The sequence below is a fragment of the Streptomyces hainanensis genome, from assembly GCF_004348415.1.
GTDB classification, from domain to species: Bacteria; Actinomycetota; Actinomycetes; order Streptomycetales; family Streptomycetaceae; genus Streptomyces; species Streptomyces hainanensis.
The window spans coordinates 15,750-30,359 of record NZ_SMKI01000025.1 but is presented as its reverse complement, the minus strand read 5'-3'; the positions used below and the strand labels follow the sequence as shown (position 1 = coordinate 30,359).

General features: G+C 74.0%; 13 protein-coding genes and 1 tRNA gene. 8 read left to right on the top strand and 6 right to left on the bottom strand.

The window, feature by feature from the left end; all coding sequences use genetic code 11:
- Window positions 1-2 precede the first annotated feature (2 nt).
- The 3 genes from E1283_RS04030 to E1283_RS04020 are packed head-to-tail and all read left to right on the top strand — an operon-like array spanning window position 3 to window position 2,679.
- Window positions 3-1,226 carry a replication initiator gene (locus E1283_RS04030; protein ID WP_243744582.1) on the top strand — a complete coding sequence of 408 codons (1,224 nt, stop codon included), beginning with the start codon at window positions 3-5 and terminating at the stop codon, window positions 1,224-1,226.
- The gene (locus E1283_RS04025; RefSeq protein WP_132816458.1) at window positions 1,223-1,429 is read left to right on the top strand and encodes an excisionase family DNA-binding protein; all 207 of its coding nucleotides are present in this window, start codon (window positions 1,223-1,225) and stop codon (window positions 1,427-1,429) included. The genes E1283_RS04030 and E1283_RS04025 overlap by 4 nt, the downstream gene beginning before the upstream one ends.
- Window positions 1,417-2,679, top strand: a complete 1,263-nt coding sequence (locus E1283_RS04020) for a site-specific integrase (RefSeq protein WP_207930288.1) — start codon at window positions 1,417-1,419, stop codon at window positions 2,677-2,679. The genes E1283_RS04025 and E1283_RS04020 overlap by 13 nt, the downstream gene beginning before the upstream one ends.
- A 75-nt stretch (window positions 2,680-2,754) precedes the next feature.
- On the opposite strand, the gene E1283_RS04015 is transcribed toward E1283_RS04020, so the two are convergent.
- A tRNA-Pro gene (locus E1283_RS04015) sits at window positions 2,755-2,828 on the bottom strand.
- Between the two features lie 44 nt (window positions 2,829-2,872).
- Complete coding sequence (locus E1283_RS04010) at window positions 2,873-3,814, bottom strand: metallophosphoesterase (protein WP_207930287.1); 942 nt, start codon at window positions 3,812-3,814, stop codon at window positions 2,873-2,875.
- Between the two features lie 36 nt (window positions 3,815-3,850).
- On the opposite strand from E1283_RS04010, the gene E1283_RS04005 reads away from it, so the two are divergent.
- Complete coding sequence (locus tag E1283_RS04005; RefSeq protein WP_132816455.1) at window positions 3,851-4,312, top strand: GatB/YqeY domain-containing protein; 462 nt, start codon at window positions 3,851-3,853, stop codon at window positions 4,310-4,312.
- Window positions 4,313-4,380: 68 nt separating this feature from the next.
- Here E1283_RS04005 and E1283_RS04000 read toward each other — a convergent pair whose 3' ends face one another.
- Entirely contained in the window at window positions 4,381-6,675 is a 2,295-nt protein-coding gene (locus tag E1283_RS04000) for a transglycosylase domain-containing protein (RefSeq protein WP_132816454.1), read from the bottom strand.
- Window positions 6,676-6,955: 280 nt separating this feature from the next.
- On the opposite strand from E1283_RS04000, the gene E1283_RS03995 reads away from it, so the two are divergent.
- The gene (locus E1283_RS03995; protein WP_132816453.1) at window positions 6,956-7,297 is read left to right on the top strand and encodes a WhiB family transcriptional regulator; all 342 of its coding nucleotides are present in this window, start codon (window positions 6,956-6,958) and stop codon (window positions 7,295-7,297) included.
- 6 nt (window positions 7,298-7,303) lie between these two features.
- On the opposite strand, the gene bagB is transcribed toward E1283_RS03995, so the two are convergent.
- The 3 genes from bagB to E1283_RS03980 are packed head-to-tail and all read right to left on the bottom strand — an operon-like array spanning window position 7,304 to window position 10,378.
- Complete coding sequence (gene bagB / locus E1283_RS03990) at window positions 7,304-8,482, bottom strand: ATPase BagB (protein WP_132816452.1); 1,179 nt, start codon at window positions 8,480-8,482, stop codon at window positions 7,304-7,306.
- 2 nt (window positions 8,483-8,484) lie between these two features.
- Window positions 8,485-9,441, bottom strand: coding sequence for an ATPase BagA (gene bagA / locus E1283_RS03985; protein ID WP_132816451.1), 957 nt, complete (start codon window positions 9,439-9,441; stop codon window positions 8,485-8,487).
- 10 nt (window positions 9,442-9,451) lie between these two features.
- Window positions 9,452-10,378: an NAD(P)-dependent oxidoreductase gene (locus E1283_RS03980; protein WP_132816450.1), complete on the bottom strand. Its 927-nt coding sequence runs from the start codon at window positions 10,376-10,378 to the stop codon at window positions 9,452-9,454.
- 216 nt (window positions 10,379-10,594) lie between these two features.
- On the opposite strand from E1283_RS03980, the gene E1283_RS03975 reads away from it, so the two are divergent.
- The 3 genes from E1283_RS03975 to E1283_RS03965 are packed head-to-tail and all read left to right on the top strand — an operon-like array spanning window position 10,595 to window position 14,527.
- Window positions 10,595-13,888: an AfsR/SARP family transcriptional regulator gene (locus tag E1283_RS03975; RefSeq protein WP_132816449.1), complete on the top strand. Its 3,294-nt coding sequence runs from the start codon at window positions 10,595-10,597 to the stop codon at window positions 13,886-13,888.
- 10 nt (window positions 13,889-13,898) lie between these two features.
- On the top strand, window positions 13,899-14,060 hold the full coding sequence (gene sp36, locus E1283_RS03970; protein WP_132816448.1) for a Sp36 family protein: 162 nt from the start codon (window positions 13,899-13,901) through the stop codon (window positions 14,058-14,060).
- A complete protein-coding gene (locus E1283_RS03965) occupies window positions 14,057-14,527 on the top strand; it encodes a RidA family protein (protein ID WP_132816447.1) in 471 nt (156 codons plus the stop codon). The genes sp36 and E1283_RS03965 overlap by 4 nt, the downstream gene beginning before the upstream one ends.
- Window positions 14,528-14,610: the final 83 nt, after the last annotated feature.

Below are 14,610 nucleotides of genomic sequence, written 5' to 3'. Positions count from 1 at the left end.
CCATCCGCCTGACCGGCCACCGCACCGAACACCACCTCGACACCACAACCGGCGAGATCGGCCGCGTCCTGCGTCACCTCGACTCCACCAACCTCCCCGCCGGCCACCTCCTCACCCGCTGCAACAACCGCCGCGCAACGCGCTGTGCGGCTTGCGCGGAGACCTACCGCCGAGACACGTATCAACTCATCACCGCCGGCCTGAAGGGCGGCAAGGGCACCCCGGAACGCGTCGCCGGGCATCCGCGTGTGTTCGCGACGTTCACCGCGCCGAGCTTCGGCCAGGTCCACAACCGGCCCACCGGCCGCCCGGCCTGCCGCTGCGGCGTCGCCCACGACCAGGAGGACGAGACGCTTGGGGCCCCGATCGACCCTGAGCGGTACGACTACGAAGCCGCGGTGCTGTGGAACGCCCACGCCGGTGCCCTGTGGCGGCGCTTCACGATCTACCTGCGGCGGGAGATCGCTAAGCGCGCCGGACTCACCCAACGGGCGTTTTCCCGGCATGCGCGGGTGTCGTTCGCCAAGGTTGCCGAGTACCAGAAACGTGGCGCCGTCCACTTCCACGCCGTCATACGCCTCGACGGACCCGGCGGCGGCGACACCCCGCCCCCACGCTGGGCGTCCGCCGAGCTGCTGACCGACGCTGTTCGGGCCGCCGCTTCGGCCGTGGCCGTGGTCGGGCCGGTCGTTGATGGGCGGGCGCACCGCTTCGCCTTCGGTCGGCAGCTTGACGTTCGCGCCATCCACAGCGCGGAGTTCGACGGCGGCCAGGAGCTGACCGACCGGGCGGTGGCCGGCTACATCGCCAAGTACGCCACCAAAGGTGCCGAGACCGCCACCGGCACCCTTGACCGGCCGTTGCGGTTCCTCGCCGAACTGGCGCCCCTGGACATCTCCGAGCACGCTCGGCGGCTCATCAAGGCCGCGTGGACCCTCGGGGCCCGGAAGGACCTGGAACACCTCCGGCTGCGGGCCTGGGCCCACATGCTCGGCTTCCGGGGCCACTTCTCCACCAAGTCACGCCGCTACTCCACCACCCTCGGCGCACTCCGCGACGCACGCGCCCAATGGCGACGCCAACAAGCAGGCGAACACGGCACCGAGGAAACCATGCTCATCGTCGCCCACTGGGCCTACGCCGGAACCGGCCTCACCACTGCCGAGGAATGGCTCTCCGCCTCGCTCGCCCCCTCCCCCGGAACCGAAGGAGAACCCACGCGATGACCGCGATCACGCGGAAGTGGCACACCACGGCCGAGGTCGCCGTCATGCTCGGCTTCGGCCTGTCCAAGACCAAGATGCTCGTCCTCACCGGCGAGATCCGCTCCGTCAAGGTCGGCCGAAACCGCCGCATCCTCCCGGCCTGGGTGGACGAGTACGTGGAGCGCTGCACCACCAACACCAACGCCGAGGAGTGGGCGGCGTGAGCGGCAAGCGCGGGAACGGCGAAGGCTCCATCTACCCCTACCGCAACGGCTTCGCCGCCTACGCCTGGGTCACCACCCCGGAAGGCAACCGCAAGCGCAAGTACGTCTACGGACCGACCCGGACGGTCGTCCACGAGAAGTGGATCAAGCTGCACGCGGAAGCCACCAAGGGGCCAGTGGCAACCGCCGTTCCGACAGTGGGCAACTACCTCGCCTACTGGCTCCGGGAAGTGGTGGAGCCCAACCTCCGGCCGCTGACCGCAGCGACGTACGAGACGAACGTCCGGCTGTACATCCTTCCGTTCCTGGGTACGAAGCGGCTGGACAGGTTGAGCGTCCGGGACCTTCGCACGTGGATGAACAAGCTCGCGGAGACCTGCCAGTGCTGCGCGCAAGGCAAGGATGCCGCGCGGCCGGAGAGGAAGCGGCGGTGCTGTGCGCGAGGGCAGTGCTGTGGCCGGACGTTGTCCAAGCGGTCGGTCAACGACGCCCGGACCGTGCTGCGGAGCGCGCTCGGCAACGCGGTTGTTGAGGAGCTGATTGCCAAGAACGTCGCCCAGATGATCAAGGTGCCTCGGGCCCGGCGGAAGAAGCCCGAGCCGTGGTCCGTGGAAGAAGCCTGCGGCTTCCTGGAACGAGCCGAAGCGGAACGGGATTACCTCTACGCGGCCTACGTCCTGGTCCTCGTGCTCGGCCTCCGTAAGGGGGAGGTTCTGGGGCTCACGTGGTCGGACGTGAACCTCGACGCGGCCGAGCTGCGTGTCCGGCATCAGCTTCAGCGGGTTCGCCGGCAGCTCATCCACTCGGACGTGGCCAAGACGGAGGCGTCGGAGGCGGTGCTCCCGCTGCCTGACATCTGTGTCGCGGCGCTTCGGGCCAGGCAGAAGGACCAGGCGGCGGCGAAGGAATCGGCCGGGGAGGTGTGGCAGGGCTCGGACCTGGTGTTCACGACGCGCTACGGCACCCCAATCGATCCGAGGAACTTCAACCGGGAGTTCGTCCGACGCTGCGAGCGGGCCGACGTGCGCGTGATCCGTGTGCACGACACCCGGCACACCTGTGGGTCGCTGCTGGCTGCGATGGACGTGCACCCGCGCGTCGCGATGCAGATCCTCCGGCACTCCGAGATCGCGGTCACCATGGAGGTCTACACGCACGTCCCGTCGAAGGAGACGCGGCGGGCGTTGCGCAAGCTGGGCAAGGCCCTCGGTCGCAAGCCGAAGGAGGGGAAGGGGCGGCGGGGGCCGTAGCGGTTGCTGTACTCCGCTGCTGTACGCAACGCCAGAGGCCACCTACTAAAAACAGTAGGTGGCCTCTGAGCTGTGTCGGGGTGGCGGGATTTGAACCCACGACCTCTTCGTCCCGAACGAAGCGCGCTGCCAAGCTGCGCCACACCCCGGTACAACGGGGACTACTCTAGCCGACCGCTCGTCGTACGGGAAATCAGGTTTCGCGGGGGGTGAGGGTCAGCAGGGTGGCCTCCGGCGGGCAGGCGAAGCGGACGGGGGTGTACCGGTTGGTGCCGCAGCCGGCGGAGACGTGGAGGTAGGCGGTGTGGCCCGGGGTCTCGTGGGTGGAGAGGCCCTTGACGCGGCCGGGGTCGAGGTCGCAGTTGGTGACCAGGGCGCCGTAGAAGGGGACGCAGAGCTGGCCGCCGTGGGTGTGGCCGGCGAGGATCAGGGGGTAGCCGTCCGCGGCGAAGGAGTCGAGGACGCGCAGGTAGGGGGCGTGCACCACGGCCAGGGCGAGGTCGGCGTCGCGGTCCGGGCCGCCGGCGACCTCCGCGTAGCGGTCGCGGCGGATGTGGGGGTCGTCGAGGCCGGTCAGGGCGATCTCGGCGCCCGCGGCCTTGATGCGGCCGCGGGTGTTGGTGAGGTTGGCCCAGCCGGCGGCGTCGAAGGCGTCGCGGAGCTCCCACCAGGGGTTGCGCGGCACGTCACGGGCGGGCCCGTTGCCGTTGAGGCCGTGGCGGCCGGTGGCGCGCTCGGCGAGGTAGCGGGCCGGGTTGCGCAGCTTCGGGGCGTAGTAGTCGTTGGAGCCGAAGACGTAGGCGCCGGGGAACTCGAGCAGCGGGCCGAGGGCGTCCAGGACCTCGGGGACGCCCTGGGGGTCGGAGAGGTTGTCCCCGGTGTTGATCACGAAGTCGGGCCGCAGGCCGGCCAGTGACTGGAGCCAGCGGCGCTTCTTGTCCTGACCCGACACCATGTGGATGTCGGAGACCTGCAGTAACCGCAGCGGCGGCATCCCCGGGCGCAGGACGGGGACGGTGACGCGGCGCAGGCGGAAGGAGCGGGCCTCGTAGCCGGCCGCGTAGGCGACCGTGGCGGCGGAGAGCGCGGTCACCGCGAGCGCGGCTTGGAGGGGGACGCGGTATCGGGCACGCATGGGGCCCATCGTTTCACGGCTGCCACAATGGCTCGCATGACCACCTTCAAGTCCCGACTGCAGAGCGACCTCACGACGGCGATCAAGGGGCGGGACGAGCTGCGCTCGGCCACGCTGCGGATGACGCTGGCGGCCATCACCACCGAGGAGGTGGCCGGCAAGACGGCGCGCGAGCTCTCCGACGAGGAGGTGCGGAAGGTCGTGGCGCGGGAGGCGAAGAAGCGGCGCGAGGCGGCCGAGGCGTTCGAGAGCGGCGGCCGGCCCGAACAGGCCGCGCGGGAGCGGGCCGAGGGCGAGGTGCTGGCCGAGTACCTGCCGCAGCAGCTGAGCGACGACGAGCTGGCCGCGCTGGTCGCGGAGGCGGTGGCCGAGGCGAGGGCGGGCGGCGCCGAGGGGCCGCGGGCGATGGGTGCCGTGATGAAGATCGTGAACCCGAAGGTCGCCGGCCGCGCCGAGGGCGGCCGGGTGGCGGCGGCGGTCAAGGGCGCCCTGGCGTAACGCGGGCGACCGCGAGAACGACGGAACGGGCGGCCCCTGGGGGCCGCCCGTTCGGCGTTGTCGGTGGGTCAGTCGCGGTTGCCTCGGCCGCCTCCGTTGCCGTTGCCGAGGGAGTCCGGCCACTCGATGTCGGGGAAGTCGGGGATGTCGGGGATGCCGACGTCGCCGCCCGAGTCGCCGCCGCCGCCGCCGTTGTTGCCGTTGCCGTTGTTCCCGTTGCCGTTGCCGCGGTCGTCGTCGCGGTCACGATCCCGGTCACGGTCCCGGTCGCGGTCGCGGTCGTCGTCGGCGCGGGGGACGTCGACGTCGTTGAACTGGGTGGGCGTGACGCCCTCCAGCGCGCCGATCATCGCGCTGCGCCAGATCGGGCCCGCCACGCCGGCGCCGCTGGCGCGTTCGAAGTACTGGCCGCCGATGGTGATGTTCTCCATCGGGATCAGCTCGGCGTCGCCGCCGACCCGGACCGCGGTGACGATCTCCGGGGTGTAGCCGACGAACCACACGTTCTTGCGCTCGTCCGAGGTACCGGTCTTGCCGGCGTTGTCCCGGTCGGTCAGGCCGACCGCTGCGCCAGTACCATCCTCCACGACGCCGCCGAGCATCGCGTTGATGGTGTCCGCGGTGCGCTCCGCCATCACCGGCTCGCACTCGGACTCGGGCACGTCCAGTTCCTCGCCGTCCGCGTTGGTCACCGAGGTGATCGCGATCGGCGTGCAGTAGATGCCGCGGTTGGCGAACGCCGCGTACGCGTTGGCCATCATCAGCGGCGTCGTCTCGTGGGCGCCGAGGGTGGCCGACGGGTCGGCCGGCAGTTCCTCGTCGTTGCCGCGGGTCACGCCGAGGGAGCGGGCCATCTCGACGGTGTCGCAGAGCCCGGCCTGCTGTTCGAGGAGCACGAAGTAGGTGTTGATCGACTCGGCGAGCGCCGCGGTCATGTCCCAGGTGCCCTCCTCGTCCTCGCGCTCGTTCCCCACGTCCCAGGTGCCCGAGCCCGCCGGCTGGTTCTCGCAGTTGCGGAACTCCGACATCTGGATGGTCATCTCGTGCTCGGTCTCGTAGGTCTGGGCCGGCGAGATGCCGTTCTCCAGGGCCGCGGCCGCCGTGAACGGCTTGAAGGTGGAGCCGGGCTGGAAGCCGTTGACCGAACCGTTCATCCCGGCCGAGACGTTGAGGTTCATGACCGTCTGGTTCTGCGAGGCGTCGACGCCGTAGGGCCGGCTCTGCGCCATCGAGAGGATGCGGCCGGTGCCCGGCTGGACCTGGACGACGGCCGCGACCACCGGGTCGGTCTCGGCGGCGCCCTCCCGGGCGGCCGCGGCGGCGGCCGCCTGGGCCTGCGGGTCCAGGGTGGTCTGGATGGTGAGGCCACCGAGCGCCCAGAGTTCGGAGCGCTCCTCCTCGGTCTCGCCGAACGACGGGTTGTTCAGGATCTCCTCGCGAACGTAGTCGCAGAAGAAGCCCGAGTCGTCGACGGCGGTGGTGCAGCCGGTGCGCGGTTCGCTGATGTCGAGGCCGAGCTCCTGCTCGGCCGCCGCGTCCGCCTCCTCCTGCGTGATCTCGTCGTTGTCGACCATCCGCTGGAGGACGGTGTTGCGCCGGTCGAGGGCGATCTCCGGGTTGAGCGTGGGGTCGTAGCTGGACGGCGACTGCACCAGGCCGGCGAGCAGCGCGGCCTCGTGGAGTTCGAGCTCGGTGGCCGGCTTGGAGAAGTAGCGCTCGGCGGCGGCCTCGACGCCGTACGCCTGCTGCCCGAAGTACGTGATGTTGAGGTAGTTCTCCAGGATCTCGTCCTTGGTGAGCTCCTGCTCCAGCTGGATCGCGTACTTCATCTCGCGGATCTTGCGGCCGAGGCCGGCGGCGCCTGACTGCTGGGTGGCCTCGGCGATCAGCTCCTGGTTGTCGCCCGCGGCCTCGACGAAGACGTTCTTCACGTACTGCTGGGTGAGCGTCGAGGCGCCCTGCTCGACCGAGCCCGAGCCGAGGTTGGTGCTCAGGGCGCGGATGATGCCCTGCATGTCGATGGCGCCGTGTTCGTAGAACCGGGCGTCCTCGATGGCGACGACGGCCTGCGGGACCGCCCCCATCTGGTCGAGGTCGACGACCGTGCGGTTCCGGAAGGAGACCTCGGCGATCGTGTTGCCCTCGGCGTCGAGGATGGTGGACGTCTGGCTGAGCGGGGGCCGCTCCATCTCGGCGGGGATCTCGTCGAAACCCTCCATGGTGCCGCGCGCCGCGAGCCCGAGCGCGCCCACCGCGGGCAGCGCGAGACCCGCGAGCACCGCACCGGACAACACGCTCACCCCGAGGAACCTGGCGATCTGCTCCGCCGCGTTCTGCCCGCCGCGCGGCCGCTTGCTACCCATGAGGGGCAGCCTACGTTCTCGAACGCCGGACAGGGAGCGGACGTTCCCCTTAGGCTGGCCGAAAGCCATCCCCGCGAGGCCGCCGCCCGCTTCACTCTTTCGGGTGAATCTGCACGTCGCATAGTCCGAACGGGCCATCGAAGATGGGGCCCGCCGGGGGTGTTGGGCCTCGGCGTGACTTCCGTAACGTCCTCCACTGGCGAGGCGAGGAAGCCGGGGCCGACGTCCGGGCCTGGTCGCTCGCCGCCGTGGTCGCGCCGTGAGGGAGGACGTCACCGGCATGAGCGGTTCGAGTGGTGGTGGGGGCGGCGGTTGGAGCGCGCGGGCGGCGTGCCGCACGGCGGATCCGGACGAGCTGTTCGTCCAGGGCGCGGCGCAGAATCGCGCGAAGGCCGTGTGCCAGGGGTGCCCGGTCAGGACCGAGTGCCTGGCCGACGCGCTCGACAACCGCGTGGAGTTCGGCGTCTGGGGCGGCATGACGGAGCGGGAGCGGCGCGCGCTGCTGCGCCGTCGGCCGATGGTGACGTCCTGGCGGCGGCTGCTGGAGACGGCCCGGAGCGAGTACGAGCGCGGGGACCGGGTCGGCGGGGTCGGGCGGGACGCGCTGGCGCGGGTCAGCTGAGCGGGGTCAGCCGAAGGGCTGCGCGCCGTCGGTCTGGCTCAGCCGGTCGCCGATGGCGCGCAGTCCGGCGAGGTCGTGCACGTCCTCGGGGAGCGCCGGCACCTCCACGACCGGCACCCTGGGGTGGACGGCGGTGAAGCGGGCGCGGGTCCGCTCCTCCCGGGTCAGTTGGCGCATCCGTTCCGCGTGCACGCGCAGCAGTCCGGCGGCGGCCCGGTCGGCGTCGGAGGCCGACTCGCGCGACTCCAGCGTCTCGGCGGCGGCGAGGGCGCGTTCGGCGCCCAGGTGGGCGCCGTCCGAGGTGTGCACGCGGTTGAGCACCAGGCCGGCCAGCGGCATCCGCTCGGCCGCCAGCCGCTCCACGAAGTAGGCGGCCTCGCGCAGCGCGTCCCGTTCGGGGGCGGCCACGACGAGGAAGGCGGTGCCGGGCGCCTGGAGCAGCCGGTAGGTGGCGTCGGCGCGGGTGCGGAAGCCGCCGAACATCGTGTCCATGGCGGCGACGAAGGTCTGGACGTCGCGCAGCAGCGCGGTGCCGAGCACCTTGCCGAGGGTGCCGGTGACGAGGGAGAGCCCGGCCATGCCGAGGCTCATCACCTTCCGGCCGGCGCGGCCGCCGGCCTTGGCCGGCGCCATCAGGAGCCGGATGAACCGGCCGTCGAGGAACGAGCCGAGGCGCTGCGGCGCGTCGAGGAAGTCGAGCGCGGAGCGGCTCGGCGGGGTGTCGACCACGATCAGGTCCCAGGCGTCGCGGGCGGCGAGCTGGCCCAGCTTCTCCATCGCCATGTACTCCTGGGTGCCGGCGAAGCCGGCGGAGAGCGACTGGTAGAAGGGGTTGTCCAGGATGGCCCGGGCGCGGGCGGGGTCGGCGTGCGCCTCGACGATCTCGTCGAAGGTGCGCTTCATGTCCAGCATCATGGCGAAGAGTTCGCCGCCCGCCGTGGTGTCGATCCCGGGGACGGGGCGGGGCACGTTGTCGAGCTCGGTCAGCCCCATGGACTGCGCCAGGCGGCGGGCCGGGTCGATGGTCAGCACGACGACGCGGCGGCCGCGTTCGGCGGCGCGCAGCCCGAGCGCGGCGGCGGTGGTGGTCTTGCCGACCCCGCCGGAGCCGCAGCAGACGACGATCCGGGTGTCGGGGTCGTCGATCAGGGGGTCCGTCTCGAGCGGTTCCTGAGGGGATCGCATGGTCACCAGTCCTGGGCGCGCAGGAGGCGGGCAAGGCGGTAGAGGCCGGCGAGGTCGACGCCGTCCGGGAGCAGGGGGAGTTCGCGGACCGGGAGGTCGAGGCGGGCCAGTTCGTCGCGTTGGGTGGCTTCGAGGGCGAGCCGGGTGACGTGCTCCCGGCCCTGGGACAGCAGGGGGGCGGTCAGCGCCTCGGCGTCCCGCAGGCCGGCCCTGGTCAGGGCGGCGGCGAGGTCGTTCGGGGCGGGGAGCGGCGTGGCGGCGGTCGAGTCGAGGGCCGGGCGGACCATGTTGACGACGGTGCCGCCGACCGGGAGGTCGGCGGCGCGGAGTTCGGCCACGCCGTCGGCCGTCTCCTGGACCGGCATCTCCTCCAGCAGCGTCACCAGGTGCACCGCCGTCTCGGCGGACTTCAGCACCCGCATCACCGCCTGCGCCTGGTGGTGGATGGGCCCCACCCTGGCCAGGCCGGCCACCTCGTCGTTGACGGCGAGGAAGCGGGTGACGCGGCCGGTCGGCGGGGCGTCCATGACGACGGCGTCGTAGGCCCAGCCGCCGTCCGGGCCGCGGCGGCGCACCGCCTCGCAGACCTTGCCGGTGAGCAGGACGTCGCGCAGCCCGGGCGCGACGGTCGTCGCGAAGTCGATCGCGCCGATCCGGCGCAGCGCCCGGCCCGCGCCGCCCAGCTTGTAGAACATCTGGAGGTAGTCGAGCAGCGCCCGCTCCGCGTCGATGGCGAGGGCGAACACCTCGCCGCCGCCCGGGCCGATGGCTATCCGCCGCTCCTCGTAGGGCAGTGCCTCGGTCTCGAAGAGCTGGGCGATGCCCTGGCGGCCCTCGACCTCGACCAGCAGCGTCCGCCGCCCCTCCTCGGCCAGGGCGAGCGCGAGGGCGGCGGCGACGGTCGTCTTGCCGGTGCCGCCCTTGCCGCTGACCACGTGCAGTCTGCGTACTGAGCTCACATCGGCGAGCCTAAGCGACGGCGGAACCCTTCCCTCCGGCGAGGGAGTCGAGAGCGTCGAGGGACTCGAACGCGCGGGCCATGCTGGAGGTGCCGTGGCCCTGGGCGGCCTGCCGCTCGTAGAGGTCGAGCACCGGCGCCAGCAGCCGGTCGTCGAGGCCCCGCTCGCGGCCGGCGGTCAGGATGGCGGCCAGGCCGGCGCGGTTGATGTCGATGGTCGAGGTGTCGGTCGTGTAGTCGCCGGAGTCGATGTCGCGGGCGAAGTCCGGGAGCGTGGCGACCGCCGAGGTGAGCCAGCGCACGAGGGGCACGGTGATGTCGGCGGCGGTGATGCCCGCCGTCCTGGCCAGGGCCAGGCTGTGGAAGAAGCCGCCGAACAGGCCGTACATCGCGCTGAGCACGGCCATGTCCTGGACGGAGGCGAGCGTCGGGTCCGTGCCGACGAGGGTGCCGGCGCCCAGCGCCGGGTCGAGCACCCCGCGGGTGGCGTCGAACGCCTCCCGCGAGCCGCTGTAGAGGACGAACGCCTCGGGGGTGCCGATGGTCTGGGGCACGGCGTAGACCGCGCCGTCGAGGTAGCGGGCGCCGTGTCCGGTGGCCCAGGCGGCCAACTCCCTGACGGGTTCCGGGGTGCCGGACGTGATGTTCACCAGGGTGCGGTCGGCGAGCACGTCGGCGGCGGGCGCGAGGAGGGCGGAGGCCGCGTCGTAGTCGAGGACGCAGACGACGACCAGCGGGCTGGCCGCCACCGCCTCGGCGACCGTCGTGGCGCGGCGGGCGCCCCGCGCCACCAGGGGGTCGGCGCGGCCGGCCGTGCGGTTCCAGACCGTGGTGGGGTGGCCGCGGTCGAGCAGGGCTCCGGCGAGCGCCGACCCGAGGTTGCCGAGGCCGAGGACGGTGATCGGGGTGGCGGTGGAGAAGGTCGTCGTGCCGTTCATGGCGGGCTCCTTGGTTCGTCGCGCTGGTTCCGCTGCGGGCTTTCGGTGCGGGGTTCGGTGCGGGCTTTCGGTACGGGGTTCGGTGCGGGCTTTCGGTACGGGGTTCGGTGCGGGTTCCCCTGTGGGTTCCGGAACCACGGTGCGCGGGGCGGCTGTCGGGCCGCTGTCGGACCGCTGTCGCCGGGGTCGGATCGGTGACGCGGGTATCGTGGCCGGATGCGATTCGGGGTGCTGGGCCCGCTGGCGCTCTGGGCGTCGGACGGCACGCCGGTGCGGCTTCCCGAGCCGAAGGCCCGCACCGTGCTCGCCCGGTTGCTGGTGCGGCCGGGCCGGCCGGTCGGCGTGGGCCGGCTGGTGGACTCCGTCTGGGGCGCCGAGCCGCCGCTCCATCCCGCCAACGCCCTGCAGGGCAGGATCTCGCGGCTGCGGCGGGCGCTCGACGCGGCCGAGCCGAACGGCCGTCGGCTGCTGACGTCGGGGCCCGCCGGCTACACGCTCGACGTCGCGCCGCGGGAGACCGACGCGGGCCGCTTCGCCGAACTCACCGCCGCCGCGCGGGCGGCGGGCGGCCCGCGGGAGCGGGCCGAGCTGCTCGGCGAGGCGCTGCGGCTGTGGCGCGGCGAGGCGTTCGCGGAGTTCGCCGACGCGGCGTTCGCCCGCGCCGCCGTCGACCGGCTGGCCGAGGAATGGCTCACCGCCCGGGAGGAGCTGGCCGAGGCCCGGCTGGAGCTGGGCGAACACCTGGCGTTGGCGGCCGAGTTGGCCGAGACGGTGGCGCGGCATCCGACGCGGGAACGGCTGCGCGGCCTGCATCTGCGGGCGCTGCACCTGGCCGGCCGGCAGGGCGAGGCGCTGGCCGGCTACCAGGAGCTGCGGCGGGCGCTCGCCACCGAACTCGGCCTCGACCCGGGCCCCGAGCTGACGGCGTTGCACGAGGCGATCCTGCGCGGCGAGCCGGAGCGGACCGCCGCGCGCCCGGCGCACCGGCCGGCGGTGCGGCTGCCGGCGCCCGTCGGCGGGTTGGTAGGCCGGGACGACGACCTGGCGGGCGTCCGGCAGCTGTTGACCGGCACCGGCCAGGGGCGGCTGCTCACGCTCGTCGGCCCCGGCGGGGTCGGCAAGTCGCGGCTCGCCGTCGAGGTGGCGCGCGGCCTCGCGGACGCCTTCCCCGACGGGGTCCGGCTGGTGGAGCTGGCCGGCACCGAGCCGGCCGACTGCGACGACGAGGCGCTGTGCGCGTTGACCGAGACGGTCCTCGCCGCGCTGGGCATCCGCGACGCCGAGGGGTCGGAGGCGGCCGGCGTCGACACGGTGGGGACCCCCGCCCCGGAGGCCGTGAACCTGGGGCGGCTGGCCGCGGCGCTCCGCGACCGCCGCCTGCTGCTGGTGCTCGACAACTGCGAGCATCTGACGGCCGACGCCGCCGCCCTCGCCGAGGCGCTGCTGCGCGCCGTGCCGGGCCTGCGGATCCTGGCCACCAGCCGCGAGCCGCTCGGCATCGGCGGCGAACGGCTGTGGCGCGTCGAGCCGTTGACTCCGCCGCCGGCCGAGGCGGCGGACTGGCCGGCGGCGGTGGCGGCGTCGAGCGCGGCCCGGCTCTTCCTGGAGCGCGTGGCCGGCGCCCCCGGCGGGCCGAGTCCGGACGCCGCCCGGGCCGTGGCGGTGATCTGCCGGCGGCTCGACGGCCTGCCGCTCGCCCTGGAACTGGCCGCCTCACGGGCGCGGACCCTGGGCCTGCACGGCCTGGTCGCCCGCCTCGACGACCGGTTCGCGGTGCTGACCAACGGCTACCGGGACGCGCCGCCCAGGCAGCGCACGCTGCGCGCCGTGCTCGACTGGAGCTGGGAGCCGCTCGGCGAGGCGGAACGCGCGGTGCTGCGCCGGCTGTCGGTCGCCGTCGACGGCTGCGCTCCCGAGGCGGCCGCCGCGGTCTGCGGCGGGGACGGCGTCGAACCGGACGCCGTGCTCGACCTGTTGGGCCGGCTGGTGGACCGCTCGCTCGTGGTGCTCGACGACCGCCCCGAGGGGCCGAGGTACCGGCTGCTCGAGTCGGTGCGGGAGTACGGCGCCGAGCGGCTGCGGGCGGACGGCGAGGAGGCGGCGACGCACCGCCGGCACGTGCGGTACCACCGGGAGCTGGCGGAGCGCGCGGCGCCCGCGCTGCGCGGCCGGGAGCAACGGCGGTGGCTGGCCCGGCTGGACGCGGAGACCGGCAACCTGCGCCGGGCGATCGACCTGGCGACGGCGCCCGGCGCGGCGCCGGGCGAGGCGCTGCGGCTGGTGAACGCGCTCGCCTGGTACTGGGTGGTGAGCGGCCGCCTCGGCGAGGCACGCCGCGCGCTGGCCAGGGCCGTGGCGGCCGCCGGCCCGGAGGACACGGCGCCGGCCGCCCTGGCCACCGTCTGGGGGCACGGCGTCGCACTGCTCCAGGGCGACGCCGAGGCCGTCCCGGCGGCCGACGTCGACGCGGCGCTGCGGGCGTTGGACGGCGACGCGGCGGCCCGCGCCACGGCCCGCTGGTTCCTCGCCCACGCGCGGCTCGGCGCCACCGCGGTGGCCGACGGGGAGCGGAACGCCGGCCAGGCCGCGGCCGACTTCGCGGCGCTCGGCGACGGGTGGGGCGAGGCCGCGGCGCGCTCCGTCCTGGCCAGGCACGCGCTGGCCCGCGGCGACCTGGCGGCGACCGGGCGGCACGCGGAGTGGGCGGACCGGGTCTTCCGGGAGCTCGGGGACGACTGGAGCCGGTCGGGCGTCGTCTTCCCGCTCGCCTCGCTGGCCGAGATCGCGGGGGACCACGCCCGGGCCGCCGCGCTGCACGCCGAGGGGCTGCGCGTGGCCGAGGAGTTGGGCCGGGGGACGGCGGCCGTGCACCGGCTGACCGGCCTCGGCCGGATCGCCCTGCTGACCGGCGACCTCGCGGGCGCCGAGGCGCACCACCAGCGGGCCCTGGCGCTCGCCACCGAGCACGGCTTCCGGCAGGGCCAGGTCGGCGCCGAGCTCGGGCTGGCGCTCGGCGCCCGCCGGGCCGGCGAGTTGGCGGCGGCCGAGGCGCGGCTCGCCGGCCTGCTCGACTGGTTCAGGGCGACGGACTACGGCCCGGCGCTCACCCTGGTGCTCGCCGAGCTCGGCTTCGTCGCCGAGCTGCGCGGCGACCCGGCGACGGCGCACGAACGCCACCTGGCCGGCCTCGCCGAGGCCCGGCGGCTCGGGGATCCCCGAGCCGTGGCGCTGGCGTTCGAGGGGCTGGCGGGCGCGCTGGCGCTGGCCGGCGAGCCGGGCCGGGCCGCCACGGCGCTCGGGGCGGCCGCGGCGGCGCGCGCGTCCGTCGGCACGCCGCTGCCGGCCGCCGAGCGCCGCGATGTCGACCGCGCCACGGCCGCCGCCCGCGCCGCCCTGGGCGCGGACGCCTTCGCCGCCGCGTTCGCGGCGGGGGCCGCGGCCGGGGTCGGGCTGACGCCGGAGGACGCCGTGGCGGACGTGGCGGACGTGACCGGCGTGGCGGCTGGCTAGAGTGAGCGGCATGACTAAGTGGGAATACGCCACCGTGCCGCTGCTGGTGCACGCGACCAAGCAGATCCTCGACAACTGGGGCCAGGACGGCTGGGAGTTGGTCCAGGTCATCCCGGGCCCCAACCCGGAGCAGCTGGTCGCGTACTTCAAGCGTCCCAAGGACGAGGCGTGAGCGCCGTCGAGCGGCGGTTGACCGAACTGGGCCTGCGGCTGCCGCCGTTGGTGCCGCCGGTGGCGGCCTACGTGCCGGCCGTGCGGACCGGCCCCTACGTCTACACCTCGGGCCAGGTCCCGCTGGTGGACGGCGCGCTACCGGCGGCCGGCAAGGTCGGCGCCGAGGTCTCGGCCGAGCAGGCCAGGGAGCTGGCGGCGGTCTGCGCGCTCAACGCGCTGGCCGCCGTGAAGTCCGTGGTCGGTGACCTGGACCGGGTGGCGCGCGTCGTCAAGGTGCTGGGCTTCGTCGCCTCGGCGCCGGACTTCACCGGCCAGCCGCAGGTGATCAACGGCGCGAGCGAGCTGCTCGGCGAGGTCTTCGGCGAGCGCGGCCAGCACGCGCGCAGCGCGGTGGGCGTGGCGGTGCTCCCGCTCGACGCACCGGTCGAGGTCGAGCTCCAGGTGGAGCTGACGCCGGAGGCGTGACCAGAGGCGCGACCGGGGGCCTGACCAGGGGCCTGACCAGGGGCGGGGCGAACCCGGCGGCCGTTCCGGCGGCGTTCAGGTAG